This is a genomic window from Bradyrhizobium centrosematis (assembly GCF_045571495.1).
Classification (GTDB): Bacteria; Pseudomonadota; Alphaproteobacteria; order Rhizobiales; family Xanthobacteraceae; genus Bradyrhizobium; species Bradyrhizobium centrosematis.
This window is the reverse complement of sequence record NZ_CP120703.1, coordinates 398,372-423,980: the sequence shown is the minus strand read 5'-3', so window position 1 is coordinate 423,980 and position 25,609 is coordinate 398,372. Positions and strand designations below refer to the sequence as shown.

Genomic DNA, 25,609 nt, shown 5'->3' with positions numbered 1-25,609 from the left:
CTTGAAGTCAGCCTTACGCCGCAGCGCCGGTGATGCGTGCCAGCAGGCCCGGTGGATCTTCGGGCGCGATCTGCCCGCGCCAGGCGATGTGCTGATCGGGCCGCGCCAGCACCAGTTTCTCGGCATAGGTGCCGTTTGCCTCCTCCGGTGCGATGTCGACCAGCGCCAGCGGCACGCCGCGCTCCTTTGCGGCGGATTGCAGCCGCGTCACGTCGATCGCCGGGTCGAACCGCAACAATGTGTAGCCGGCGCCGAACGCATCGTAGAGCGACCGTCCGTCGCGCAGGAATAGATGCGGCGCGCGGGCACCCGGCACGGTGGAGGGCGTGAAGCTGCCCATCGCGTAAGGCGGCGGCGTCTCGCCGTCATAGGCGATGATCGGCGAGGCATCGTAGTAGTAGCCGAAGTTCAATCCGGCGCAGCAATATTGCTGCACGTTGAGATCATAGGCCGCTCTCGCCAGCGCCGCGCGCGCGGCGTGTCCGCGCGGCGTGTCGTTCTCGATCTCCGCCGAGACGCCGCCGCGCTGCGCCATCATCTTCATCGCGTGGTCCATCGCAAAGCGCGACACCTGCTCGGTGATGGGCTGACGCTCCGCCTCATAGGCATCGAGGATCGCAGCCGGCGCCCAGCCGTTCAGATGCGCCGCCAATTGCCAGCAGAGATCGACGGCGTCGGCAATGCCTGCATTCATGCCGTAGCCGGCATAAGGCATCCACAGATGCGCGGCGTCGCCACAGATGAAGACCCTGCGGTCGCGGAAGCGATCGGCCACGAGGCGACGGCCGACCCAATCCTCCTTGCTGAGCACCCGGTATTCGAAGCGCTCGTCGACGCCGAGGATGGCGCGGATGGCCCAGTCGCGATCGACCGAGTCGAATTCGGGCTCGTCGGGCCTTAGGTGATTGTGGATCAGCCAGCGGTCGTGACCGTCGATCGCAACAGTGGTGCCGGAGCGGCGCGGATTGAGCGAGAGCACCATCCAGGCCGGCTTATGTGCGCCCATCAACTCCTTCAGCTGCGGCGCCTCAATGTAGGTCGACTGCACGCGCTGGATCACCGGCGTGCCGGACAGGCTGGCGCCGATCGATTTGCGAACCAGGGAACGGCTGCCATCGCAGCCGATGACGAACGATGCTTCGATGCGGAGCGAATCGCCGCTGTCGAGATCGCGCGCGAGCGCAACGACATGGTCGCCGTCCTGTTCGATGTCGGTGATTTCCGTGCGGGCCAGGATCTTGATCCGCGGCTGCGCTGCGGCATGACTGAACAGGATCGGCTCGAGATAGATCTGGTTGATGCGGTGCGGCGGCTCGGGTGTCGGCCACCAGGTGTCGGGGCCGCCGGTGGCGCTATAGCGGCGCGCGCGGCAGGGAATCTCGATGCGGCAGAGCTCGATGCCGGTCGCCGTAATCCGGTAGGAGCAATCGTTGGGAAAATCGGCAGGCAGCCCCGCATCGCGCAAGCGGGCGGCCACGCCGAGCCGTCGAAAAATCTCCATCGAGCGCGCCGACACGTGATTGCACTTGACGCTGGGCGGATCGCCGGCGTGACGGATCTCCGCAACGACGACATCGATCCCGCGGGAGGCCAGATCCATCGCCGCGGTCAATCCGACGGGCCCGGCGCCCACCACCAGTACCTGTGTCTTCATCTCGCTCCCTTCCTCGCTGCGGATTCTCCGTCCGCGCAACCTGCATTTTATTGCAGGTCGGTTTATACGATAAGCCGGAAAGAACTCATCAATTCATGAGATTTGGATATGAATGTCACCTTGCGCCAATTGCGGGCCTTCACGGGCGTGTACCGGACGCGCAGCATCACGCGCGCCGCCCGCGAGCTCGGGATCACGCAATCGGCGGCGAGCCTGTTGATCCAGCAGCTCGAGAGCCAGCTCGGCGTCAAACTGTTCGACCGCTCGACACGCTCGGTGCAGCCGACGCTGGCCGCCGAGGAGGCGTTGCAAGCCGCCGAACGCATGCTGAGCGATGCGCAGGGCCTGTCGCACCGCATGCGCGACCTGGCGCAGGCGCGCGCGGGCCGCGTCGCATTTCTCGCCTCGGCCGGCGCCGCGTCGGCGCTGCTGCCGCTGGTGCTGGCGAGATTCCGCGCCGGCCATCCCGACATCGAAATCGACATGCGCGATGTTGCCGCCGACGATCTCGTACCGCGCCTGAGCGCGACCGATGCGGAGTTCGCGATCGGCAGCGTGGAAGGCGAATTCGCCGACATGACGGTCGAGATCCTGACCCGCGGCCGTCTCAGCGCCATCGGCCGTCGCACCCCGGACTTCGCCGCGCGCCGCTCCCTGACGTGGGACGAGCTGGCGCAACTGCCGACCATCGCAATGCGCCGCGAGAGCCGGATCCGTATGCAGATCGATCAGGCGCTGAGCGCGCAAGGCAAGCGCCTCGATCCGACCTATGAAGTGACCCTGATCAACACCGCGCTCGCCATGACCGCACAAGGCCTCGGCCTCGCCATCCTGCCCGCGACGATGCTGCCGGCCGACCAGTTTCCGACGCTGATCGCAAGACCTCTGGTCCGCCCGGCCATCACCCGTCCGGTGTCGCTGCTGCAGCGCCAGGGGCGAACGCTGTCGCCGGCAGCGCAGGCGTTTGTGGCGACCGCACGGACGGTGCTGGCGGGCCGAACGGCACCGGCATCAGGCTGATTTTTCGGAACTATTGGCTGAGCTGGCGGAGAGGGAGGGATTCGAACCCCCGATAGGCTTGCACCTATGCCGCATTTCGAGTGCGGTGCATTCAACCACTCTGCCACCTCTCCTGAAGGCGCCATATAGGAGCTGGGCCCCTGTGGTTGGGGGCGTTAATAGGCGAGGATGGCGGGCCAGACAAGGCGCGAAAGGGGAAAATCCGCTGCCTCTTTCATCCCGGCCTCCCGTGCCGAAGATCGGAACGGGAGGCCCGATTCTTGTTTGACGCGTTTTCTTGACGCGAACCGGTCCCCACTTCGCTTGAAAACGCGTCTGCCTGCCCTCGGGAAGGAACTGCCATGGAGCATCTGACGATCAAGGCCAACGGCGCCGATTTCCACCTGGTCCGCGCCGGAGCCGGAAAACCGCTGCTTTTGCTGCATGGGTGGCCGGAATTCTGGCTGACCTGGGAGCCGGTGATATCGAGGCTTTCGGACCGTTTCATGCTTGTAGCGCCTGACCTGCGCGGCTTCGGCGACAGCGCCAAGCCTGACGGACCTTATGGGCCGGAGGGACACGCCGCCGACATGCTGGCGCTGATGGACGAGCTCGGCATCGACCGATTCGGCGTGGTCGGCCACGATGTCGGCGGCGCCGTGATGCAGCCGCTGGCCCGGCAGGCGCCTTCGCGGCTCGCCGGGCTGTTCCTGTTCGATTTCGTCTATCCCGGGATCGGGCCGCGCATGGCGGCACCCGATCGGCTCAACGACATCTGGTACCAGTCCTTCCACCAGATGGAGATGGCGCCGGCGCTGGTCGGTGCGAGCCGCGAGAGCTGCCGGCTCTATATCAGCCACTTCCTCAAGGGCTGGGCGCATCGCAAAGATGCGTTCGACGACGCTCTCGATGCTTTCGCCGACAATTTCTTCAAGCCTGGAAACCTCGCCGGCGGCTTTGCGCATTACCGCGCTTCCCATGCCGGCCGGGTCGCGATGATGAAAGGCGAAGCGCCCAAGCTGCCGCCGATCGAGCTGCCGACCTGCGTGCGCTGGGCGGAGCACGATCCGCTGTTTCCCTATGCGTGGACCGATCGGCTTTCGGAGACCTTCAGCGCGCTCGACCTCGGGATGTTTCCCGGCGTCGGCCATTTCCCGCATCGGGAAGAGCCGGACCGCGCAGCCGCGGAGATCGCGGGATTCTTCCAACGGATCGGGTGGCGCTGAAAACGGGGTGGGACCGCCAGACGCGGTAAACACTGGCGGTCCCGGTGCCGCTCATTGAAATACTGGCCGTGAAGGGCGGCTTCGCCGGCCGAGTGGAAGCGACGATTCGACCCTAGCGTGCGGCCCGCATCCCGCAACGCAATCCGGTCCTTAACCTAACCGGTCAAGGTTACTCTTTGTCCGACTTGGCCTTTTTCTTCCCGTTCTCCGTAGAATCCCGGTCCTTGCCGTTCTCCTTGCGGCGATTGGTGAAGCGCGCATTGCCGAGCCCGGTGCCGATGGTGAGCACGCCCCAGCGCTCGACATGCTGCATGAACGGTACCTCGGAGAGGCCCTGCACCACGCCGTCATTGTGCATCACGATCGCCGTGTCATGCTCGCCGATCTTGGGAATGGCTTCGACCAGGCTCGCCGGCAGGTTGAACTTGCTGCTTTCCCAATTGCCGGGGAGATTCTGCGCGCCCTTCTCGATGGAGCCGTCGGCGTTGATTACGCCGGGACAGGCGATGCCGATGAAGGGGGCGAGCTTGAAGCCTTCGGCTTCGGCATCCTCGATGAGGCCCTGGAGCATCTTGACCAGCCGCTTCACCGCGGTCTCGCGGCTCGGCTCGTCATCGGCGTGGCGCCACAGATCCGACTTGAAGACGACCGCCTTGGACAGATCGGGCGCCTTCTTCCAGCGGGTCTCGACGATGCCACAGCGGATGTTGGTCCCGCCGATATCGACCGCGAGAATGCTGTCATAGGCCTCAAAGATCCAGGACGGCGCGAGATGTAGGGCTCCGATCAATCCGGCATCGTCGGGATCGAAGCGGATCGGCACCAGATCGACCTTGAAGCCTTCCGATTTCAGGATGATCTCGGCCCGGGCAATGGCAATCTCGCCGAGCCGGCTGGCGCGAAAGCCGCCGCCGACCACGATGCACTGGGTCTTGGCCCAGGCCTTGGTCTTGAGAAAGCGCCGCGTGACATAGGCGAGCTCCTGCGCGAAGTCCTCGATCGCGCTATGCACGACGGCCGTGGCCTCGGTGTCGTCGCCGACCAGAACGGCATCGAGAGCCTTCTTGCTGATCTTGTCGGACGGCTCCTCGCCAAAGGGATCCTCGCCGCTCTTGCGCAGCGGCTTGCGCCATTCTTCCAGGATCTCGCGAAAAGCGCCCTTGCTGGCGCGGTCGCCGAGAAAGCCGTCGTCGTCCTTGATCTCGATGTTGAAGCTGTCAACGTCGACCGACGGCAGCCGCCCGGCGCCGTGATGTGCGATGCCCGTCGTCGTCTTGACCAGTTCGTCGGTTGCCATATGGGAGCCCTTGCCCGCTTACGTGTTCCGGCCGGGACAACGACGTGGGAACCGGTTTGTTGCACGGCGACCTCAGATTCGGCTGACGGCCGCAAGCTCCGCCAAATCCTTCAAATCCGGACGCTTTTCGCCCGCTTTTCCTTGACTCCTGGCGCTCGGCGGCTATAAGTCCCACAGCCGGCGCGGGGCGTTTCTCGCGCCGCTTGTTTTTGCGTGGGGTTTCAAAGGGATAACTCCCGCCCGCACAAAACGCGCATAAACCCTTAGCGACTGACAAAAAGCCGGCCCCTGACAATCTGTCGCGAGGCCGGGATTGAACACGAAGGAAAAAAACGATGTTCGCAGTCATCAAAACCGGCGGCAAGCAATACCGCGTCGTGCCGGATGATGTTCTCGAAGTTGGCAAGATCGAAGGCGAAGTCGGCTCGATCGTGCAGTTGAATGAAGTGCTGGTGCTCGGCGGTGACACGCCGGTGCTGGGCGTTCCGACGGTCGCAGGTGCGTCCGTTGCGGTCGAGGTGCTCGACCACAAGCGCGGCCCCAAGGTCATCGCGTTCAAGAAGCGCCGCCGCAAGAACTCGCGCCGCAAGCGCGGCTATCGCGACGAGATCACGGTTCTCCGCGTTTCCGAGATCCTGGCTGACGGCGCCAAGCCCACCAAGGGCCCGCGTCCGAAGAAGGAGAAGGTCGCGAAAGAGGCCGCCGAGTAACGAAAGCCGATCACGCCAATTCACGAATTGATGCGTGCGACGTTTTGAAATGATTCCGTCAAGGAATTGACCTAGAACTACGCAGGATTTCGGAGACGAGCCATGGCTCACAAAAAAGCAGGCGGTTCATCGCGTAACGGACGTGATTCCAAGGGCAAGCGCCTCGGTATCAAGGCGTTCGGCGGGGAGATCGTCACTCCCGGCAACATCATTGCGCGTCAGCGCGGCACCACCTGGCACCCCGGCCTTAATGTCGGCATGGGCACGGACCATACTCTGTTCGCCAAGATCGAGGGTCGTGTTGCGTTCCAGGCCAAAGCCAACGGCCGCACCTTCGTATCGGTACTCCCGATCGCAGAGGCTGCTGAATAGACGGTGGATCAAATTGGAGTCCGCCGGTCCCGACTGAACCGGCGGAGTCCTAGAGATCACTGAGATCGAAGGCTCCAGGGGGAGGCGGGAAACCGGCCTCCCCTTTTCTTTGCTCACTTTGCATTAGTGACTTTCACGGAGCCGGACATGTTGCAGGATTTCTCGAGCGTGACCTTGCGGGAGGCGAGACCGGGTGTCGTCGCCACCGAGCGGCTGACCTTGCGGCGGCCGACGCTGGCCGACGTCAGGACCATCGCCCGGCTCGCCAACGATCGCCGCGTCGCCGAAAACACCCGCCGCCTGCCGCATCCCTATTCGCAGGACGACGCCGCCGAATTCATCCGCGCCACCGCCGCGCTCGGCAGCGAGACCGCGTTCCTGATCGAGCACGACACCACGCCGATCGGCATGGTCGGCATCGACTGCTCGACACCAGGCAATGCCGAGCTCGGCTACTGGCTCGGCGTCGAGCATTGGGGGCGGGGCTTCGCCACCGAGGCCGCACGCGGCGCGATCGACTTCTTCTTCGAGGAGTTCGACGACGAGCATCTCCACGCCGGCGCGCGCGTCACCAACCCCGCTTCGCGCAAGGTGCTGGAGAAGTGCGGCTTCCAGTGGAGCGGCGTGCAGCTGCACCGCTTCCTGGCGCTGGGCTCCTCGACGCCGGTCGACTGCTTCCGGCTGTCGCGCGGCGTGTGGGCGTCGCTGAAGAGCTGGAGCAGCGCGCGGAGGATGAGGTAGAGGCGCGCTTGACCACCCTCCCCTGGAGGGGGAGGGTCGGCTCACGTTGAGCGCAGCGAAATGTGAGACGGGGTGGGGTGACGGTCTCTCCACGTCGAACACTGCCCGTGGGGAGAGATCACCCACCCCGCTCGCGCTTCGCGCGCGCGACCCTCCCCCTCCAGGGGAGGGTGTCACGCCGGCGGATCCACTTCCGCGGTCTCGCGCCCCAAATCGCGCTCCCGCAAGTAGATATAGAATCCCGCGCCGATGATGATCGCGGCGCCGATGAGCGTGGCCACCTGTGGCACGTCGCCGAACACGACGAAGCCGAAGATCACGGCCCAGACGATCATCGAATACTGGTACGGCACAACCACGCTGGCCGGCGCCAGCTTGAGCGAGCGGTTGACGCAGAACAGCGCGGTGACCGAAATGATGCCGGCCAGCGCGAAGAACACGAGGCTGCCGGCGGTCGGCGGCACCCAGTTGAAAGCCGACAGCACCGCGCCCAGCGAGAACGTGCCGACGAATTGCGAGGACGCCATCACGATGTCGGGCGTCTTGCGCAGGCTGCGCGTGATCAGCATCAGGGTCGCGAATGACAGGCTGCCGCCGAGCGCGATCAGCGCCGGCAGGCTGACGGTCTGGGCCGACGGCCGCAGCGCGATCAAGACGCCGCAGAAGCCGATCAGGATCGCGGTCCAGCGCCGCCAGCCGACCCTCTCGCCCAGGAAGATCGCCGACATCGCGGTGACGAAGATGGGACCGGCGAGATAATAGGTGATGACATCGGCGAGCGGCAGATAGACGGTCGCAAGGAAGAAGGCGGCGACCTCCAGCGTCGAGAGCACGACGCGAACCAGCTGCAGGCCCGGCCGCTCCAGATGCAGGAACAGGTGGCGCTGCTTCCAGATCAGCGGCGACAGCAACAAGAGCGCCGCGCAGGCGCGCAGGAACAAGAGCTGCCCCACCGAATAGGTGCCCACCAGGAACTTGCCCATGGCATCGCCGAACGAGAACATGAAGATCGACAGCACCATCAGTGCAATGCCGGCCAGCCGTGCCGATCGGTCGTCATAGGCGGAGAGGTTCTTGAACAGGGGCATCGATCGAACTGCGAGGGATCGTCATTGCGAGGAGCTCTTGCGCCGAAGCAATCCAGACTGCGTCCGCAGCGGCAGTCTGGATTGCTTCGCTGAGCCTGTCATCGGGCCGCGCTTCGCGCGGACCCGTTGGCTCGCAATGACGGGGAGAGAGCGTCAGGAATCGGCTGGTAGCGGTGCTTGCGGTCGTTTTAATGACGTGAGCCGCCGCGACAAGCCCGCCACGCTGAATTGAACGGATTGTCGCACTCGTCCCGGCGCGCTAGCGATAGAGACCGCACCGAGAACAAGAGCATGGACATGACCGATTTCGATCCGACCCAGCATCGCATGATCCCCACGCAACGCTGGTTTGAGGATTTCGTGGTCGGCGAACGTTTCGTGCTGCCGAGCCGGACCCAGACCTCGGCGGTGTTCGCCGCGTTCCAGACCGCGAGCGGCGACACCCATCCGGTGCACTATGACGTGGAGTATTGTCGCGCCCGCGGCATGCCGCATCTGCTCGCCCACGGCTTCCAGACCCTGATCCACACCGCGCCCGGCGCCGGCCTGTTTCCGTTCATGGTCGAGGACTCCTTGGTCGGCTTCCTCGAGCAATCGAGCCGGTTCTTGAAACCCGTGTTCGCCGACGACACCATCTATCCCGCGCTCGAGGTCACGGAGCTGGCACCGGGCCGCAGCACCGGCGTGGTGACGCTCAAGAGCACCGTGTTCAACCAGCGCAAGGAGCTGGTGCTGGAGGGTACGCAGAAATTCCTGATCCGGCGACGCCCGGCGGGTTAAGCAAGCCGCAAATTCGCGGAGATTCGGCCGATTTGCGGGGTCATGCGGGTTGCCGGAGGGGGCCGGCTGGCCTACCTATGGCCCATGAAATTCCTCGACGAAGCAAAGGTCTATATCCGCTCCGGTGACGGCGGAAACGGCTGCGTGGCGTTCCGCCGCGAGAAGTTCATCGAATTCGGCGGTCCCTCCGGCGGCAATGGCGGCCGCGGCGGCAACGTCATCGTCGAGGTCGCCGACGGCCTCAACACGCTGATCGACTACCGCTACCAGCAGCACTTCAAGGCCCAGAAGGGCGAGAACGGGATGGGCTCGGACCGTCACGGCGCCAACGGCAAGAACATCGTGCTGAAGGTGCCGGTCGGCACCCAGATCTTCGACGAGGACCGCGAGACGCTGATCCACGACTTCACCAAGGTCGGCGAGAAATTCGTGCTGGCCGAGGGCGGCAATGGCGGCTTCGGCAATGCGCATTTCAAGTCGTCGACCAACCGCGCCCCGCGCAACGCCAATCCCGGCCAGCCCGGCGAGGAACGCTGGATCTGGCTGCGGCTGAAACTCATTGCCGATGCCGGCCTCGTCGGCATGCCCAATGCCGGCAAATCGACCTTCCTCTCCAAGGTCAGCGCTGCCCGGCCGAAGATCGCCGACTATCCCTTCACCACGCTGCATCCGCAGCTCGGCGTCGTGAACGCCGACGGCCGCGAGTTCGTGCTCGCCGACATTCCCGGCCTGATCGAAGGCGCGCATGAGGGCACCGGCCTCGGCGACCGCTTCCTGGGCCATGTCGAGCGCTGCCGCGTGCTGCTGCATCTGATCGATGCCACCTGCGAGCATGCCGGCAAGGCCTACAAGACGGTGCGCAAGGAGCTCGACGCCTATGGCGGCCAGCTCACCGACAAGATCGAGATCGTGGCGCTGAACAAGATCGACGCCGTCGAGCCGGACGAGCTGAAGAAGCAGAAGGACCGGCTGAAGCGCGCCGCCAAGAAGACGCCGCTGCTGCTCTCCGGCGCCACCGGCCAGGGCGTGAAGGAAGCCTTGCGCGCGCTCGCGGATGTGATCGGCGAGAGCCCGGTTTCCGCCAAGGCCAAGAGCGCGGCCGAAGCGGAGCCGTGGTCGGCTTGACCTCTCTCCTCATGGTCGTCCCCGCGGACGCGGGGACCCGTACCGCGTGATCTATCGGTTGGGGACGGTCATCGTACCGAAAATCGAGTCTTCGCCAAACCACGCCCTGTGGTTATGGGTCCCTGCGTTCGCGGGGACGACAGCGGAGTGTGAAGCCACAGGCACGCGCACTGACTTGTCATCCCGGCCGCGATAGCGCAGCATCAAGCAATCAAGAAAATGCAGGGACGAAGCATGGCACGCGCGAAGAACGTTCTCTGGATCATGTGCGACCAGCTTCGCTATGATTATCTCGGCTGCACCGGCCATCCCACGCTGAAGACGCCGAACATCGATGCCATGGCGAAGCGCGGCGTGCTCTTCACCAAGGCCTATGTGCAGTCGCCGATCTGCGGCCCGTCGCGGATGTCGTTCTACACCGGCCGCTACATGCGCTCGCACGGCTCGCACTGGAACGGCTGGCCGCTGCGGGTCGGCGAGCCCACGCTCGGCGACCACCTCAAGAAGATCGGCGTGCGCAACGTGCTGGTTGGGAAGACCCACATGGCGCCCGATCTCGAAGGCATGAAGGCGCTCGGCATTCCCCCGGAATCGATCATCGGCGTCCATGTCGCCGAATGCGGCTTCGAGCCGTATGAACGCGACGACGGGCTGCATCCCACGGGGCGGCCGCGGCCGAAATACGACGAATATCTCCGCAGCCAAGGTTTTGACGCCACCAATCCCTGGGAGCATTGGGCCAATTCCGGCGCTGCCGAGGACGGTAGCCTGCAGAACGGCTGGCTGCTGGTGCATGCCGACAAGGCGGCGCGCGTGCCTGAGGAGCATTCCGAGACGCCCTACATGACGCGGCGCGCGATGGACTTCATCAGCGAGGCCGAGACTCTGGGCAAGCCGTGGTGCCTGCACCTGTCCTACATCAAGCCGCACTGGCCCTATATCGCGCCGGAGCCCTATGCCAGCATGTATTCGACCGCCGACATGATCCCGGCGATCCGCTCGGAGCGCGAGCGGCAGAATCCGCACCCGGTGTTCGGCGCCTACATGGACATGCGCTACTCCCGCAACATGGCGCGCGACGATGCGCGGGAGAAGGTGATCCCGACCTATATGGGCCTGATCACCCAGATCGACGACCAGATGGGCGTGCTGATGAAGTTCCTGGAGGAACGCGATCTCCTGGAGACGACCCTGATCGTGTTCACCTCCGATCACGGCGACTATCTCGGCGACCACTGGATGGGCGAGAAGGATCTGTTCCACGAGCAGTCGGCGAAGATTCCGCTGATCATCATCGATCCCTCGAAAGAGGCCGACGACACGCGCGGCACACGCAGCGACGCGCTGGTCGAGGCCATCGACCTTGCGCCCACCTTCGTCGATTATTTCGGCGGCAAGGTGCCGGGCCACATTCTCGAGGGACGCTCGCTGCTGCCGCTGCTGCGTGGGCAGAAGCCGGGCGATTGGCGCAAGGTGGCATTCTCCGAATACGACTATGCCATGCAGGACGTCCGGCTGAAGCTGAACCAGCCGATCGAACGCTGCCGCCTATTCATGGTGTTCGACGGCCGCTGGAAATACATCCACGCTTCCGGATTCCGCCCAATGCTGTACGACCTCGAAACCGATCCGCAGGAATATGTGGATCGCGGCGACGACCCGGAATGCGCCGGCATCATCGCGCGGCTGCAGGCGGAGCTGTTCGACTGGGCGCTGCATCCGAACGACCACATCACCACGCCGCGCGAGAAGATCGCGGCCTATGCGGATAACCAGCTGCAGGTGAAGGGCGGGGTCTTGATCGGTATCTGGGATGAGCAAGAGCTCGCGGCGATCAAGGACGGGATAGCGCAGCGCGCGAAGATGTGAGCAAGAGAGCGCAGCTCTCTCCACTCGTCATGCCCGGGCTTGACCCGGGCATCCACGTCTCACCTCCATCGCGGAAGCACCTGGATGGCCGGGTCAAGCCCGGCCATGACGATGGGGTACGGAGCGCGGGCGGAGCCTCAGTTCTCGATTTTGTATCCCGTCGCCTTCACGATCGGCTGCCACAACGCGATATTTGCGGCGAGCTCCTTCGTCAATCCATCTGCATTGCTGCCGACCGGAATGAGGCCGATCGCCGTCAGTTTCTCCTTCACCTCGGGCTTGGCGAGTGCGGCGCTCGCGGCCGAGCCGAGCTTGCTCGCAAACTCCGGCGGGCTGCCGGCGGGAAGCCACATGCCGTACCAGGCATCGGCAACGAGATCGATGCCGCTCTCCTTCAGCGTCGGAACGTCAGGCGCAAACGGCGAACGTTCGGCGCTTGCGACTGCGATGATCTTCACGCCCTTGGCACGATGCTGCGGCAGCGCATCGGCTAGCGTCGTGATGCCGAACGAGATGTGGCCGCCGACGAGATCGTTCAGGATCGGCGCGCTGCCGCGATAGGGCACGCGGGTCAGGGGAATGCCGAGATCCTTCTCGAGCTTGGAGCCCGTGAAATGCGGAATGGTGCCGTTGCTCGGCACGCCGAACGAGGTCTTGTCGGGATGCGCCTTCAGCCACGCGACGAATGTCTTGAAGTCGACGGCTTCGACGCCCGGACCAATCACCACGGCGAATTCGAACCGTGCCAAGAGCGACACCGGCACGAAGTCCTTGGCGGTGTCGAAGCTCGGCGTCGCCTCGACCATCGGCAGCAGGTACATGGTGGGGCCGGTCGTCACCAGCACCATGCTGCCGTCGGGGCTTGCGCCCTTCACCGCCTTGATGCCGATCAGGCCGTCGCCGCCGGTCCGGTTCTCGACCACGATGGTCCGTTGCAGCACTGGGGCCATCTCCTGCGCGATCAGCCGGCACAGCGTGTCGCCGCCGGCCCCGGCAGCAAACGGGAAGATGATCTTGGTCAACCCGGCCTGCGCTCGCGCCTCACCCGTTCGAGCCAGCAGCGGCAGGGCGAGACATCCGGCCATGAATTTGCGGCGATCCATTTGGCGTCCTCTCCAGCCCATTATTGGTTGCTGGCATTAGAACCGGGCCGTTGCCCAAGACAAGGCCCGTTTACCATTCCGCCCGCCTTGCGCCGGCCATCGTCCTGCTGCAAAAGCAGGCCTCGACCGGCGCCGCCCTTCCCGCTCCGCCGTTTCCAATGCAGAGCAGACCGCCCAAGCGCGCCAACACACATACGCACATGGCCAGCCCCGAACTCAGTCAATTCCGCCGCATCGTCGTCAAGGTCGGCTCCGCGCTGCTGGTCGATTCCGACAAGGGCGAGGTGCGGGCGTCCTGGCTCGCCGCGCTCGCCGACGACATGGCCAAGCTGCACAAGGAAGGCCGCGACGTTCTCGTGGTGTCCTCGGGCTCGATCGCGCTCGGCCGCAGCCGCCTCAAGCTGCCGCGCGGCCCGCTGAAGCTGGAAGAGAGCCAGGCCGCCGCCGCCGTCGGCCAGATCGCGCTGGCGCGGATCTGGTCCGAGGTGCTCGGGGCGCACGGCATCGGCGCCGGCCAGATCCTGGTGACGCTGCAGGACACCGAGGAGCGCCGCCGCTATCTCAACGCGCGCTCCACCATCGGCAAGCTGCTGGAATGGCGCGCCATCCCCGTGATCAACGAGAACGACACCGTGGCGACCAACGAGATCCGCTACGGCGACAACGACCGCCTCGCCGCGCGCGTCGCCACCATGGCGAGCGCCGACTTGCTCGTGCTGCTGTCCGACATCGACGGCCTCTACGACGCCCCGCCGAAGAACAACCCGGACGCCAAGCTCATTCCGGTGGTCGAAAGCATCTCCTCGGAGATCGAGGCGGTGGCAGGCGATGCCGAGTCCGAGCTGTCGCGCGGCGGCATGCGCACCAAGGTCGAGGCCGCCAAGATCGCCAGCACCGGCGGCACCCATATGCTGATCGCCTCCGGCAAGATCGAGCATCCGTTGCAGGCGATCGCCGATGGCGGCCGCTGCACCTGGTTCCTGACGCCGGCCAACCCCATCACCTCACGCAAGCGCTGGATCGCGGGCACGCTGGAGCCGAAGGGCACGCTGACCATCGATGCCGGGGCGGTGACGGCGCTGCGCGCCGGCGCCAGCCTGCTGCCGGCCGGCGTCATCAAGGTCGAGGGCCAGTTCGCCCGCGGCGATGCCGTGATCGTGCGCGGCCCCGACAGCAGCGAGATCGGCCGCGGCCTGATCGCCTACGACGCCGACGAGGCCGAGCGGATCAGGGGACGCTCCTCCCCCGACGTGATGGCCATCCTCGGCATCAGCGGGCGATCGGAGATGATCCACCGCGACGATCTGGTGGTCGGCGGGTAAGGACCCCGCCGTCATCCCGGGATGGTCCGGAGGACCAGACCTCAGGTGCGCAATTGCGCACCGGGGAATCTCGAGATTCCGGGCTCGATGCTCCGCATCGCCCCGGAATGACGGGGGACTCACCTAGCCCGCCGGATCCCTGCCATTCCCTCCCCGCCCTTCGCAAAAGCGGGATTTCCGTGCTAGGACACCGCCTTAGCAGAAGGTTGAACTCCCATGGCCGCCCCCCTCAAAGCCGTTGACGGCAATGCCGATTTGCAGGCGCTGATGTCCGATCTCGGAACCCGTGCCCGCGCCGCCGCGCGCGTGCTGGCGCTGGCGCCGCCGGAGCAGAAGAACCGGGCGCTGGAGGCCATGGAGCGGGCAATCCGCAGCAACGCTGCGGCGATCCTCGCCGCCAATGCCGAGGATGTCGCGGAGGCCCGCGCCTCCGGCAATGCCACCGCCGCCTTTATCGACCGCCTGACGCTGACGCCGGCGCGCGTCGAGGCGATGGCCGAGGGCATCGCCATCGTGCGCGGCATCGCCGATCCGATCGGCACCGTCACCGAGAGCTGGCAGCGGCCGAACGGCATGACCATCGAGCGCGTGCGCGTGCCGCTTGGCGTCGTCGGCGTGATCTTCGAGAGCCGTCCCAATGTTGCGGCGGATGCCGGCGTGCTGTGCCTGAAGTCGGGCAATGCGGTGATCCTGCGCGGCGGCTCCGACAGTTTCCGCTCCTGCCGCGCGATCCACGACTGCCTGGTGCAGGGCCTGCGCGAAGCCGGCCTGCCCGAAGCCGCGATCACGCTGGTGCCGACGCGCGACCGCGCCGCGGTCGGCATGATGCTGTCGGGCCTCAACGGCGCGATCGACGTGATCGTGCCGCGCGGAGGCAAGAGCCTCGTCGCGCGCGTCGAGCAGGAGGCGCGCGTGCCTGTCTTCGCGCATCTTGAAGGCGTCAATCACGTCTATGTCGATGCCAGCGCCGACCTCGCCATGGCGAAGTCGATCGTGCTCAATGCGAAAATGCGGCGCACCGGCGTTTGCGGCGCGGCCGAGACGCTGCTGGTCGATCGCGCCGCTGCCGGCAACAGCCTGAAGCCGCTGGTCGAGATGCTGCTCGACGCCGGCTGCGAAGTGCGCGGCGACGATGCGGTCCAGAAGACGGACGCGCGGGTCAAACCTGCCAGCGACGAGGATTGGGACACCGAATATCTCGACGCGATCATCGCCGCAAAAGTGGTGGACGGCGTCGACGGCGCGATCGCACACATCCAGAATCACGGCTCGCATCACACCGACGCGATCGTGAGCGCAGATGAAGCCGTCGCGACGAAATTCCTCAGCGAGGTCGATTCCGCAATCGTGCTGCACAACGCCTCGACGCAGTTCGCCGATGGCGGCGAGTTCGGCTTCGGTGCCGAGATCGGCATTGCCACCGGCCGATTCCACGCCCGCGGCCCAGTCGGCGCCGAGCAATTGACGAGCTTCAAATATCGCGTCCACGGCACCGGGCAGACGCGGCCGTAAACGTCGCGAGGCGTTGGCATTGAGCAACAATTTCGTCGCGCCCCGCTTCGTGTCGCAGGCGGTCCCGCCTCACACGGAGGGCATGCGCATCGGCCTGCTCGGCGGCTCGTTCAATCCGCCGCATCAGGCTCATCGCGCCATCAGCCAGTTCGCACTCAAGCGCTTGCAACTCGACCGCATCTGGTGGCTGGTCACGCCAGGCAATCCGCTGAAGGAGAACGGCAACCTGCATGAGCTCGGCGAGCGCATGCAGGCCGCGCGGGATGTCGCCGATGATCCGCGCATCGAGGTCAGCTGTCTCGAATCCGTCATTCGCACGCGCTACACTATCGACACGATCAACACCTTGCGCCGCCGCTTCCCCGGCCTGCGCTTTGTCTGGATCATGGGCGCCGATAATCTCGCTCAATTCCACCGGTGGCAGGACTGGCGACGCATCGCCGCTCAGGTCCCGCTCGCGGTCATCGATCGTCCGCCCCGGAGCTTTCGCGCCCTCGCCTCGCCCGCAGCCCAGGCGTTATCGCGCTACCGTCTGCCCGAGAACAAGGCAGCCTTGCTTGCAGATCGGCCGGCGCCGGCCTGGGTGTTCCTGACCGGATTGAAGCTGACCCTGTCCTCGACGGGCTTACGGAACCCGGACGGGAGCTGGAAAGGTACGAAATGAGACGGAGTGCGCGGCGGTGGTGTGGGCTTCCGCCTCTCTGGCATATTGAAACCCTTAACCCCACATGATGTAGTGTAACCGGTGGGCGCCGGATTCGGCGTTCGCGATACAGTGAAAGGAATGGTCCCTGACCACATCTGTATTGTCCAAGTCTGTTTTACCCAAGGTTGCCAAGCCGACGCGTAAAACATCGACCAAAGCTGCGGCCTTGAAGGCGCAACCCGACGCCGACAAGACGCTGAGCCTGATCCTCTCCCGCCTCGAGGATATGAAGGCGGAAGAGACGGTCACCATCGACCTTCGCGGCAAATCGGCGTACTCCGACTACATGATCGTCACCACCGGCCGGGCCAACCGGCACGTCGGCGCGATCGCGGAAAACGTCACCAAGAGCCTGAAGGAAAACGGCATCAAGACCATCCATGTCGAGGGCTTGCCCAATTGCGACTGGGTGCTGATCGATTCCGGCGACGTGATCGTGCACGTGTTCAGACCCGAGGTCCGCGAGTTCTACAATCTCGAGCGATTGTACACGCAGGGCCCAGGGGCGGCGAAGGCGATCTAGGCTCACCTGAGCCGATTTCGAATCGGCTGACGCGCATGCTAGCGTCGTGCGCGCGCTTCACGCGCGCGGTGTTGAAAACGCGACCCTGAAAATATCATGCGTGTTGCTGTCATTGCGGTGGGCCGGCTGAAGCAGGGCCCCGAACGGGAGCTTGCCGACCGCTATTTCGAGCGGTTCGACGAGGCTGGCCGCAAGCTCGGATTCCGCGAGCTCGTGGTGCACGAGATCCCCGAAAGCCGCGCGCGCGACACCGCGACGCGGATGGCCGAGGAGGCCGCGGCGATCTCGGCGCATATCCCCGAAAAGTCGATCCTGGTGGCGCTGGACGAGCGCGGGCAGAATTTCGATTCCACCGTATTCGCACGGCATCTGTCGCGCTGGCGGGACGAAGGCGCCGGACATACTATCTTCGTGATCGGAGGGGCGGACGGACTTTCGCCCGAATTGCGCCGTAAGGCCAAGCTCGCGATCGCGTTCGGCTCTGCGACCTGGCCGCACCAAATGGTCCGCGTCATGCTTCTGGAACAGCTTTACCGGGCCGCCACCATTCTGGCCGGCCATCCCTATCACCGCGCGTGATCCGCGCCACAACGAGCACCTTTGCCTGAAGCGATGCGAGCGCCGCTCCTCAACCTCTTGCTGATCACAAGCGTTGCCGGCGCAAGCTTCGCGCAAGCTCAGACGGCACCGCCCGCGCCACAGACTGCAGCCGTCTCGCCCGATGCCATCAAGCAGCGCGAGCAGGAGCTGGAAGCCGCGCGCGCCAGGCAGAAGAGCGCGGAAGAGGCGCAGGCCAAGCTCAAGGCCGAGATCACCGCGCTCGGCCGGGACCGCACCCAACTCAATCAGCAGCTGATCGATACCGCCGCCAATGTGCGCACGGTCGAGACCAAGATCGACGACACCGAAGCGCGGCTGCGAAGCCTGAACGGCCGCGAGCAGGAGATGCGCGCTTCGCTGGATTCGCGCCGCGCCGACATCGTCGAGGTGCTGGCGGCGTTGCAGCGGGCCGGACGGCGCACGCCGCCCGCGCTGTTGGTGCGGCCCGAAGATGCGCTGCAATCGCTACGCACCGCGATGCTGCTCGGCGCCGTGGTGCCGGAATTGCGCGGCCGCGCCGAAAAGATCGCGAGCGAGCTCGGCGAGCTCGTGGCCTTGCGCAAGACTATCGCCACCGAGCGCGACCAGCTCGCCTCCGACCGCGACAGGGTCAGGAGCGACCAGACCCGCCTGACCGCGCTCGTCGACGAACGGCAACGCCAGCAAGCGGCACGCGAAAAGGATCTCGACGCGGAGAACGCGCGCGCGATCATGCTGTCAAAGCAGGTCGGCGATCTGCAGGGGCTGATCTCCAAGATGGAGCAGGACCTGCAAAGCGCCGCCAAGGCCGCTGAGAAAGCCGCCGAGGCCGCAAGGCAGGCCGAAGCCAAGGCGGCCGCCAGCGCCAAGTCAGGTCCGGGCGTGTTCAAGGACCGATCGCGGACCACACCGGCCATCGCCTTCGCCTCCGCCAAGGGTCTCCTCCCGCTTCCGGTTAACGGTAACAAAATCAGGGATTTTGGCGGTTCCGACGGGGTCGGCGGGGTCCAGAAGGGCATCTCGCTGGCGACCAAGCCCGGCTCCCAGGTCACAACGCCGTGTGACGGCTGGGTGGTCTATTCCGGCCCGTTCCGCAGCTATGGACAACTCTTGATCCTCAATGCCGGGGGCGGGTATCATGTCCTGATCGCCGGGATGGAGCGCATTTCGGTCAACATCGGACAGTTTGTGCTCACGGGGGAGCCGGTCGCGACCATGGGGTCGACATCTCAAGTCGCCTCCATTCTCGCCACGAACGCGAGTCAACCTGTGCTGTATGTCGAGTTCCGTAAGGACGGCACTCCAATCGATCCAGGCCCATGGTGGGCCGCAAATGAAGGCGAGAAGGTTCGCGGATGATGCGCAAGACTTCAGTAATCCTCCTCAGCGCGGCCACCGGTGCGGCGCTGACGCTGTTCGTGACCCAGCCGCGCGCGGTGTTCATGGGCTCCAGCGCGCGAGCCGCCACCGCGGACACCTATCGCCAGCTCAATCTGTTCGGCGACGTCTTCGAGCGCGTGCGCTCCGACTATGTCGAGAAGCCCGACGACACCAAGCTGATCGAATCCGCCATCAGCGGCATGCTCACCGGCCTCGATCCGCATTCGAGCTACATGGACGCCAAGAGCTTCCGCGACATGCAGGTGCAGACCCGCGGTGAGTTCGGCGGCCTCGGCATCGAAGTCACGATGGAAGACGGCCTCATCAAGGTGGTCTCGCCGATCGACGACACGCCGGCCTCGCGCGCCGGTGTCATGGCCAACGACATCATCACCAATCTCGATGACGAGGCGGTGCAGGGCCTGACCCTGAACCAGGCGGTCGAGAAGATGCGCGGCCCGGTCAACACCAAGATCAAGCTCAAGATCATTCGCAAGGGCCAGGACAACCCGATCGACGTCACCCTGGTGCGCGACAACATCCGCGTCCGCTCGGTCCGCGCGCGCGTCGAGCAGGATGACATCGCCTATATCCGCATCACCACCTTCAACGAGCAGACCACCGAAGGCCTGAAGCGCGAGGTCGCAAACCTCTCGAACCAGATCGGCGACAAGCTCAAGGGCTACATCATCGACCTCCGCAACAACCCGGGCGGCCTGCTCGAGGAAGCGGTCACCGTCTCCGACTCGTTCCTGGAGAAGGGCGAGATCGTCTCCACCCGCGGCCGCAACGCCGAGGAGACCCAGCGCCGCACCGCGCATGCCGGCGACCTCACCAAGGGCAAGCCGGTCATCGTGCTGATCAATGGCGGCTCGGCCTCGGCATCGGAAATCGTCGCCGGCGCGCTGCAGGACCACAAGCGCGCGACCATCGTCGGCACGCGCTCGTTCGGCAAGGGCTCGGTGCAGACCATCATTCCGCTCGGAAGCGGCAATGGCGCGCTGCGGCTGACCACGGCGCGCTACTACACTCCGTCGGGCAAGTCGATCCAGGCCAAGGGCATCGTGCCGGACATCGAAGTGCTCCAGGACGTGCCCGAGGAGCTGAAGTCGCGCACCGACACCAAGGGCGAGGCTTCGCTGCGCGGCCATCTGAAGAACGACGGCGACGAGAAGACCGGCTCGCAGTCCTACGTCCCGCCGGACGCCAAGGACGACAAGGCGCTCAAGCTCGCCGGCGACCTGCTCCACGGTATCAAGAACAGCGCCTCGGCCGCACCCGCCCCGGGCGGCGACAACAAGGCGACGGCCGACAAGCCGAAGGCGGCGAATTAACCCGACGTCTCACGCGGTTTCCCCGAAGGGCGGCTCCAGGAGCCGCCCTTTTCGTTGGGAACTCCCGGCCTCCCCGGCCTATCCCGGCCTGCCGCCGCTTGACCTCGGCGTGGTATCGTCAATTGCAGTGATTCGGGATCGCGCATGACTGAAACGGCCGATGATCTGAGCGCCCCGCTCGGACAGGACAAGCCGCGCCGGAAACGCCGGCTGCGGCTGCCGTTCACGGCCATGCAGCTGCTCGCCGTCCTGCTCGGCCTGTTCCTCGTCACCTTTGCCGGCTTCGCCATCTTCAACAAGGACCCGCTCGGCGGCGAGCCGATGACGCGGATCGCCATCCGCGCTCCCAATGCCACGGACGAGAAGTCGGCAGCCTCCGGCCACGGCTCGGAGAGCAAGCCAGAGGGCAAGCAAACCACCCAGGAGGCCCCGAAGCAGGCCGCCCCCGGCGAGCAGAAGACCGTCACCATGATCGACGGCTCCACCGGCGCCCGCCACGACGTGGTGATCGGCAGCGGCGATGCCGCCGACAAGGGCGAGGCGGCGTCCGCCCCGCCGCCCGTCATGGCCGGGATCAATCCGAAGCTGCTGGAGAAGTCACGCTACGGCATGATCCCGGTCGTCGCCGACGGGCTGAAGCCGTTCAACGTCTATGCGGCGGAGGCCGACCGCGCCAAGGCCGCCAAGATGCCGGTGGTCGCCATCGTGATCGGCGGGCTCGGCGTCGGCGCCGCCAAGACCACCGACGCCATCATGAGGCTGCCGGCGGCGGTCACGCTGGCCTTCACCCCCTACGGCGCCGATCCCGGCAAGCTTGCCGAACGAGCCCGCGCACAGCGCCACGAGATCTTCCTGCAGATCCCGATGGAGCCCTACGACTTTCCCGACAACGACCCGGGGCCGCAGACGCTGCTGACCTCGCTCAGCGCCGACCAGAACATTGACCGCCTGTACTGGCATCTGAGCCGGATGCAGGGCTATGCCGGCATCACCAACTTCATGGGCGCCCGCTTCATCGCGACGGAGCCGGCGATGCAGCCGATCATCCGCGAGGCCGCCAAGCGCGGCCTCGGCTTCTTCGACGACGGCTCCTCGCCACGCAGCATCGCGCCGCAGGCCGCCGCGAACCAGGCCATGCCGTTCGGCAAGGGCGACATCGCGATCGACGTGGTGCCGACCCCGACCGAGATCGACCGCGCCCTGAACAAGCTCGAATCGGCGGCCCGCGAGCGCGGCGTCGCCGTCGGCACGGCCTCCGCGCTTCCCGTCTCGATCGAGCGTATCGCCGCCTGGACCAAAACGCTGGGCGACCGAGGTATCCTTTTGGTGCCATTGACAACCGCGATGCTGAAATCAAAATCCAGCTAAATCAACGAATTGGTCGGGCACGACTCCTCGCGGAGCCGGTTAAGCCCAACCGACAGCATGCGAGAGGTCTGGCGGAATGGCGCGTTACGAGGATCTGCCCTACCGGACCTGCGTCGGCGTGATGCTGATCAACCCGAAGGGCCTGGTGTTCATCGGCCGCCGTGCCGGCGGCATCGAGCATGTCGACGACACCCATGTCTGGCAGATGCCGCAAGGCGGCGTCGATCCCGGCGAGGACACCTGGGAGGCCGCCAAGCGCGAGCTCTATGAGGAGACCAGCGTGCGCTCGGTCGAGCGGCTCGGCGAGATCCCGGACTGGCTCACCTACGACATTCCGCGCACCGTCGCCGGGCGCGCCTGGAAGGGCCGCTACCGCGGCCAGCGCCAGAAATGGTACGCGGTGCGCTTCACCGGCAAGGACAGCGAGATCAACGTCGAAAAGCCCGGCGGCGGCGGCCACAAGGCGGAGTTCGTGAGCTGGCGCTGGGAGCCGATGCAGAATCTGACCGGACTGATCATTCCCTTCAAGCGCCCGGTCTACGAGCGCGTGGTGAAGGAATTTTCGTCGCTGGCGAAGGATTGACCTCCACCGTCATTCCGGGGCACGCGAAGCGTGAACCCGGAATCTCGAGGTTCCGGGTTCGATGCTGCGCATCGCCCGGGGATGACGATGGAGAGCGAAAGCACATGCCTGATCAAAAACCCTACCGCCCGAACGTCGGCATCGCGCTCTTCAATGCCGAAGGCCGTGTGCTGATCGGCCACCGCTTCAAGGGCGACGGGCCCGAGATCATCCTGCCGGGGCTCGACTGGCAGATGCCGCAGGGCGGCGTCGACGAGGGCGAGAATCTGCGCGATGCCGCGATGCGCGAGCTCTGGGAGGAGACCAACGTTGTCAGCGCGGACTATCTCGGCGAGAGCGACTGGTTCACCTACGAATTCCCGCCTTACGACGGCCCGCAGACGCATCGCCTCGCCAAGTTCCGCGGCCAGCGCCAGAAATGGTTCGCGCTGCGCTTCACCGGCCGCGACGAGGAGATCGACCCGCTGACCCCGCGCAACGGCCAGCCCGCGGAGTTCGACGCCTGGCGCTGGGAGCGCCTCGACCGCGTCGCCGACATCGTGGTGCCGTTCCGGCGCGAGGTTTATCGGGCGGTCGCGCGAGAGTTTGCGGCCTTCGCCAAGTAAAACCGCGAAAACAACCCCATGCACCGTAGGATGGGGATTGGAATGGTTGGGGAATTTCGAACGAAATTTGCGGGAGAGAGAACGCACCGGCTTCGGCGCGTTAGAGCATGATGAAATTAGATTCAGCGGGCTGTCGGTGATTCACCTCTCCCCGACGGGGAGAGGTCGGATTGCCCTGGCGATGCGAAGCATCGTCCAGCGCCATCCGGGTGAGGGGCCGTGGCACTCAGCGAGACCAGATCCCCTCACCCGGACCGCATCTTCGATGCGCTCCGACCTCTCCCTGCGGGAGAGGTGAATCGAGCTGAGCGCACATCGATACAACCAAATCTCATCCTGCGTTAGGCGGGCGTAAGCTCGGGACGCGCTAATTGATCGGTCCCACCGTGAACGGGCCGATGGCGATGACGTGGCAGTCGCTGTCGCGCTTGGCGCAATCGGCGAGCGCGGACTTGACCGCGGCCGGCTCGTCGGCGGCCTTGAGGCCGAGGCCGGGCCGGCCCGCGGTGCCGACGGCGACCGCATTCCAGCCGATGGCATCACCGAGCTTGCGCACCACCTCGCCGCGCGCATCGGCCATGATCGAGGGGTTGGCCGCGGCATTGAAGAAGCCGGTGATCCTGAACAGGGTCGGGATCGGCACGACGAAATTGTCGTCGATCGCGACCACGAGGCACGCCACGCCGGCAATCGCACCGCACGATTCCAGGGACCGCCGCGCCGCGTCCTCGGCGGACGAAGCGCCGAGCACCATGAAATATTGTCCGCCCGGGCCGAGCGCGACCGCGCGGGCCTTGGCCGCGGGCACGAAGATGTTCTCGAGCCGGACCTTCTGCGGCTCGCGCACCATCGGAAAATCCTTCGAGACGAAGGGCCGCTCGGTCATCGCATCATGCCGAAAGAAGGGAGGCGGCGGCATCGGCGGCTTGCCATGCGCATACACCACATTGTCGCCGACGGCGTAGAGCTCGCAGCGCCGCGGCGATTGCGCGGCATCGGCGCGCTTCTGGCACTGCTCGATCGCCATGTTGCGCGCGGCCTCCTCGCTCGCCTGGTTCAGCGCCGAGCCGGTGAAGCCGCCGACATTGAGCGCGAAGGCCTTGTGGTCGCCGGAGCTCGCATAGTCGCTGGCGAGGAAGTTGCGCGCGCGCTCGTTGATGAAGGGCACGCTGTCGGCGGACAACTTTCCGGACATTGGCGAAGCCGACGGCATCGGCATCGGCATCGGCGTCGGCATCGGCATCGGCATCGGCATCGGCGCCGTTGCAGCGCCGGCATTCGAAGGCGGCATCGGCATCATCGGCGCCTTCGCCATCTGCGTCGGCATTGGGCTCGGCGCGGCTGCATTTGCAGTCGGCGCGGGACCGGGTGCAGAACTTGACGCCGGAGTTGGCGCCGCTGCGACATTCGCCGCCTGCTTGAGCTTGGTGTTGTAGAGAAAGCCGGTGACGCCGATCGCGACGGTCGAGATCACAGCCACCACCAGCGGCCACATCCATACCGGTGCGGCGGCCATCTTGGACGCCGCTTTCTTCAGCTGCGGCTTGCCGTAGGTGCCGTCCTCGCGCCGCATCGCCACCATATAGGCATGCACCGGCGTCGGGATGTTCTTGACCTCCTGCGCGCCGATGTCGGCGAACTGCACCGAGAGCTTGTTGGCGACCTGCTCGTGCACCGCGCGCGAGACGCAAATGCCGCCGACCTCGGCGAGGCCCTCCAGCCGTGCCGCGATGTTGACGCCATCGCCCAAGAGATCGCCGTCGCGCTCGACGACGTCGCCGATGGTGATGCCGATGCGGAACGACATCTGCCGGCTCGGCGGATAGGCCATGTTGCGGGTTCGCAGGGATTCCTGGATGTCGATCGCACAGCGCACCGCATCGACCGCGCTCGGAAATTCCGCGAGCACGGCATCGCCCGCCGTGTTGAAGATACGCCCGCCGGCCTTGGCGATGAAATCGTCGACGACCTCGCGATAGGAGGCGAGGCGCCGCAGCGTCTCCTCCTCGTCTTCCGCGACCAATCTCGAATAGCCGGCAATATCGGCCGCGAAAATCGCTGCGATCTTGCGTTTCATCTTCGACCCGCCCCGGGGACCAAATCCGCAAGGCAGAATGCCGCTATCGCAAGCGCGGTGCAACAAAGTTTCAGCGCCCGCCACGGTCGGTGACGAGCGCTGAACCTATTCAAGAATTTCGAGACTGGCCCCGGAGCAGTGCCCCGGGGCTTAGTGCATGGCCGTGGAGTTGAGCTGGTGCTGGATGCTCTTGAAGTGATCGAGCCGCTCGATGGCGTGGTCGAGCTCGCCGCCTTCGTGCTCCTTCAGATTCTCTTCCATCTCAGCGATCGTCTCGGCGAACTGGGCACGGTCGAGCTCGGCGAGCGACGTCGCGACGTCGGCGAGCACGGTCAGACCCTTGTCGGAGACTTCCGCGAGGCCGCCGAGCACGATGATCTTCTCGTGCTTGCCGCCGGTGGTGATGGTGAGAATGCCGGGCCGGATCGCAGCCACGACCGGCGCGTGCCCCGCCAGCACGCCGAAGTCACCCTCGACGCCGGGGATGTCGACCTGGTCGACCTCACCCGAGAAGGCGAGCTTTTCCGGAGAGACGAGATCGAAGTGGAAGGTGGCCATGGTGTTTCCGTTCTCTTCACTTGTCACCCGCGGGCTTGACCCGCGGGTCCATCCATCAAAACCTTCTTTTGATGGATCGCTGGGTCAAGCCCGGCGAT

24 protein-coding genes and 1 tRNA gene are annotated in these 25,609 nt (G+C 65.5%); 18 read left to right on the top strand and 7 right to left on the bottom strand.

From position 1 onward, the window contains the following. Positions 1-13: 13 nt before the first annotated feature. Positions 14-1,654 (bottom strand): FAD-dependent oxidoreductase, encoded by a 1,641-nt coding sequence (locus tag P6U31_RS02015; RefSeq protein ID WP_407186616.1) that lies wholly within the window; start codon positions 1,652-1,654, stop codon positions 14-16. A 108-nt stretch (positions 1,655-1,762) separates the two neighbouring features. Here P6U31_RS02015 and P6U31_RS02010 point away from each other — a divergent pair, with 108 nt between their 5' ends. Further along, positions 1,763-2,674, top strand: coding sequence for a LysR family transcriptional regulator (locus P6U31_RS02010; protein WP_407186615.1), 912 nt, complete (start codon positions 1,763-1,765; stop codon positions 2,672-2,674). Between the two features lie 23 nt (positions 2,675-2,697). On the opposite strand, the gene P6U31_RS02005 is transcribed toward P6U31_RS02010, so the two are convergent. Further along, positions 2,698-2,787, bottom strand: a tRNA-Ser gene (locus P6U31_RS02005). A 228-nt stretch (positions 2,788-3,015) separates the two neighbouring features. On the opposite strand from P6U31_RS02005, the gene P6U31_RS02000 reads away from it, so the two are divergent. Then, positions 3,016-3,879 carry an alpha/beta fold hydrolase gene (locus tag P6U31_RS02000; protein ID WP_407186614.1) on the top strand — a complete coding sequence of 288 codons (864 nt, stop codon included), beginning with the start codon at positions 3,016-3,018 and terminating at the stop codon, positions 3,877-3,879. Positions 3,880-4,048: 169 nt separating this feature from the next. On the opposite strand, the gene P6U31_RS01995 is transcribed toward P6U31_RS02000, so the two are convergent. Continuing rightward, positions 4,049-5,176: an ROK family protein gene (locus P6U31_RS01995; RefSeq protein WP_407186613.1), complete on the bottom strand. Its 1,128-nt coding sequence runs from the start codon at positions 5,174-5,176 to the stop codon at positions 4,049-4,051. Between the two features lie 335 nt (positions 5,177-5,511). Between P6U31_RS01995 and rplU the strand changes: the two genes are divergently transcribed. The 3 genes from rplU to P6U31_RS01980 all read left to right on the top strand — a co-directional run bounded on the left by rplU (position 5,512) and on the right by P6U31_RS01980 (position 6,999). Then, positions 5,512-5,886: a 50S ribosomal protein L21 gene (rplU, locus tag P6U31_RS01990; protein ID WP_407186612.1), complete on the top strand. Its 375-nt coding sequence runs from the start codon at positions 5,512-5,514 to the stop codon at positions 5,884-5,886. 102 nt (positions 5,887-5,988) lie between these two features. Next, on the top strand, positions 5,989-6,258 hold the full coding sequence (gene rpmA, locus P6U31_RS01985) for a 50S ribosomal protein L27 (protein WP_008538809.1): 270 nt from the start codon (positions 5,989-5,991) through the stop codon (positions 6,256-6,258). A 147-nt stretch (positions 6,259-6,405) separates the two neighbouring features. Next, positions 6,406-6,999 (top strand): GNAT family N-acetyltransferase, encoded by a 594-nt coding sequence (locus P6U31_RS01980; protein WP_407186611.1) that lies wholly within the window; start codon positions 6,406-6,408, stop codon positions 6,997-6,999. Between the two features lie 173 nt (positions 7,000-7,172). Here P6U31_RS01980 and P6U31_RS01975 read toward each other — a convergent pair whose 3' ends face one another. Then, positions 7,173-8,087, bottom strand: coding sequence for a DMT family transporter (locus P6U31_RS01975; RefSeq protein ID WP_407186610.1), 915 nt, complete (start codon positions 8,085-8,087; stop codon positions 7,173-7,175). A gap of 297 nt (positions 8,088-8,384) precedes the next feature. Between P6U31_RS01975 and P6U31_RS01970 the strand changes: the two genes are divergently transcribed. The 3 genes from P6U31_RS01970 to P6U31_RS01960 all read left to right on the top strand — a co-directional run bounded on the left by P6U31_RS01970 (position 8,385) and on the right by P6U31_RS01960 (position 11,861). Then, positions 8,385-8,867: a MaoC family dehydratase gene (locus P6U31_RS01970; protein ID WP_407186609.1), complete on the top strand. Its 483-nt coding sequence runs from the start codon at positions 8,385-8,387 to the stop codon at positions 8,865-8,867. Positions 8,868-8,951: 84 nt separating this feature from the next. Further along, positions 8,952-9,992 carry a GTPase ObgE gene (gene obgE, locus P6U31_RS01965; protein ID WP_407186608.1) on the top strand — a complete coding sequence of 347 codons (1,041 nt, stop codon included), beginning with the start codon at positions 8,952-8,954 and terminating at the stop codon, positions 9,990-9,992. Between the two features lie 234 nt (positions 9,993-10,226). Continuing rightward, on the top strand, positions 10,227-11,861 hold the full coding sequence (locus P6U31_RS01960) for an alkaline phosphatase family protein (RefSeq protein WP_407186607.1): 1,635 nt from the start codon (positions 10,227-10,229) through the stop codon (positions 11,859-11,861). A gap of 137 nt (positions 11,862-11,998) precedes the next feature. On the opposite strand, the gene P6U31_RS01955 is transcribed toward P6U31_RS01960, so the two are convergent. Then, positions 11,999-12,964, bottom strand: coding sequence for a Bug family tripartite tricarboxylate transporter substrate binding protein (locus P6U31_RS01955; protein WP_407186606.1), 966 nt, complete (start codon positions 12,962-12,964; stop codon positions 11,999-12,001). 200 nt (positions 12,965-13,164) lie between these two features. Between P6U31_RS01955 and proB the strand changes: the two genes are divergently transcribed. From proB to P6U31_RS01905, 10 genes are all read left to right on the top strand, one after another. Continuing rightward, positions 13,165-14,286 carry a glutamate 5-kinase gene (gene proB, locus P6U31_RS01950; RefSeq protein WP_407186605.1) on the top strand — a complete coding sequence of 374 codons (1,122 nt, stop codon included), beginning with the start codon at positions 13,165-13,167 and terminating at the stop codon, positions 14,284-14,286. A 216-nt stretch (positions 14,287-14,502) separates the two neighbouring features. Continuing rightward, entirely contained in the window at positions 14,503-15,798 is a 1,296-nt protein-coding gene (locus P6U31_RS01945) for a glutamate-5-semialdehyde dehydrogenase (protein WP_407186604.1), read from the top strand. A gap of 19 nt (positions 15,799-15,817) precedes the next feature. Next, positions 15,818-16,462: a nicotinate-nucleotide adenylyltransferase gene (locus tag P6U31_RS01940; RefSeq protein ID WP_407186603.1), complete on the top strand. Its 645-nt coding sequence runs from the start codon at positions 15,818-15,820 to the stop codon at positions 16,460-16,462. Positions 16,463-16,670: 208 nt separating this feature from the next. After that, on the top strand, positions 16,671-17,027 hold the full coding sequence (gene rsfS / locus P6U31_RS01935) for a ribosome silencing factor (protein WP_128928970.1): 357 nt from the start codon (positions 16,671-16,673) through the stop codon (positions 17,025-17,027). 96 nt (positions 17,028-17,123) lie between these two features. Next, the gene (gene rlmH, locus P6U31_RS01930) at positions 17,124-17,606 is read left to right on the top strand and encodes a 23S rRNA (pseudouridine(1915)-N(3))-methyltransferase RlmH (protein ID WP_407186602.1); all 483 of its coding nucleotides are present in this window, start codon (positions 17,124-17,126) and stop codon (positions 17,604-17,606) included. Positions 17,607-17,639: 33 nt separating this feature from the next. Beyond that, positions 17,640-18,965 (top strand): murein hydrolase activator EnvC family protein, encoded by a 1,326-nt coding sequence (locus P6U31_RS01925; RefSeq protein WP_407186601.1) that lies wholly within the window; start codon positions 17,640-17,642, stop codon positions 18,963-18,965. Continuing rightward, on the top strand, positions 18,962-20,320 hold the full coding sequence (locus tag P6U31_RS01920) for a S41 family peptidase (RefSeq protein ID WP_407186600.1): 1,359 nt from the start codon (positions 18,962-18,964) through the stop codon (positions 20,318-20,320). The genes P6U31_RS01925 and P6U31_RS01920 overlap by 4 nt, the downstream gene beginning before the upstream one ends. A 144-nt stretch (positions 20,321-20,464) precedes the next feature. Then, positions 20,465-21,688: a divergent polysaccharide deacetylase family protein gene (locus P6U31_RS01915; protein WP_407186599.1), complete on the top strand. Its 1,224-nt coding sequence runs from the start codon at positions 20,465-20,467 to the stop codon at positions 21,686-21,688. Positions 21,689-21,764: 76 nt separating this feature from the next. Then, positions 21,765-22,271 (top strand): RNA pyrophosphohydrolase, encoded by a 507-nt coding sequence (locus P6U31_RS01910; RefSeq protein WP_407186598.1) that lies wholly within the window; start codon positions 21,765-21,767, stop codon positions 22,269-22,271. Positions 22,272-22,375: 104 nt separating this feature from the next. After that, on the top strand, positions 22,376-22,876 hold the full coding sequence (locus P6U31_RS01905) for an RNA pyrophosphohydrolase (RefSeq protein WP_407186597.1): 501 nt from the start codon (positions 22,376-22,378) through the stop codon (positions 22,874-22,876). Between the two features lie 367 nt (positions 22,877-23,243). On the opposite strand, the gene P6U31_RS01900 is transcribed toward P6U31_RS01905, so the two are convergent. Further along, positions 23,244-24,953 carry an adenylate/guanylate cyclase domain-containing protein gene (locus tag P6U31_RS01900; RefSeq protein ID WP_407186596.1) on the bottom strand — a complete coding sequence of 570 codons (1,710 nt, stop codon included), beginning with the start codon at positions 24,951-24,953 and terminating at the stop codon, positions 23,244-23,246. Between the two features lie 150 nt (positions 24,954-25,103). After that, positions 25,104-25,511 (bottom strand): F0F1 ATP synthase subunit epsilon, encoded by a 408-nt coding sequence (locus P6U31_RS01895; RefSeq protein WP_407186595.1) that lies wholly within the window; start codon positions 25,509-25,511, stop codon positions 25,104-25,106. Positions 25,512-25,609 lie beyond the last annotated feature (98 nt).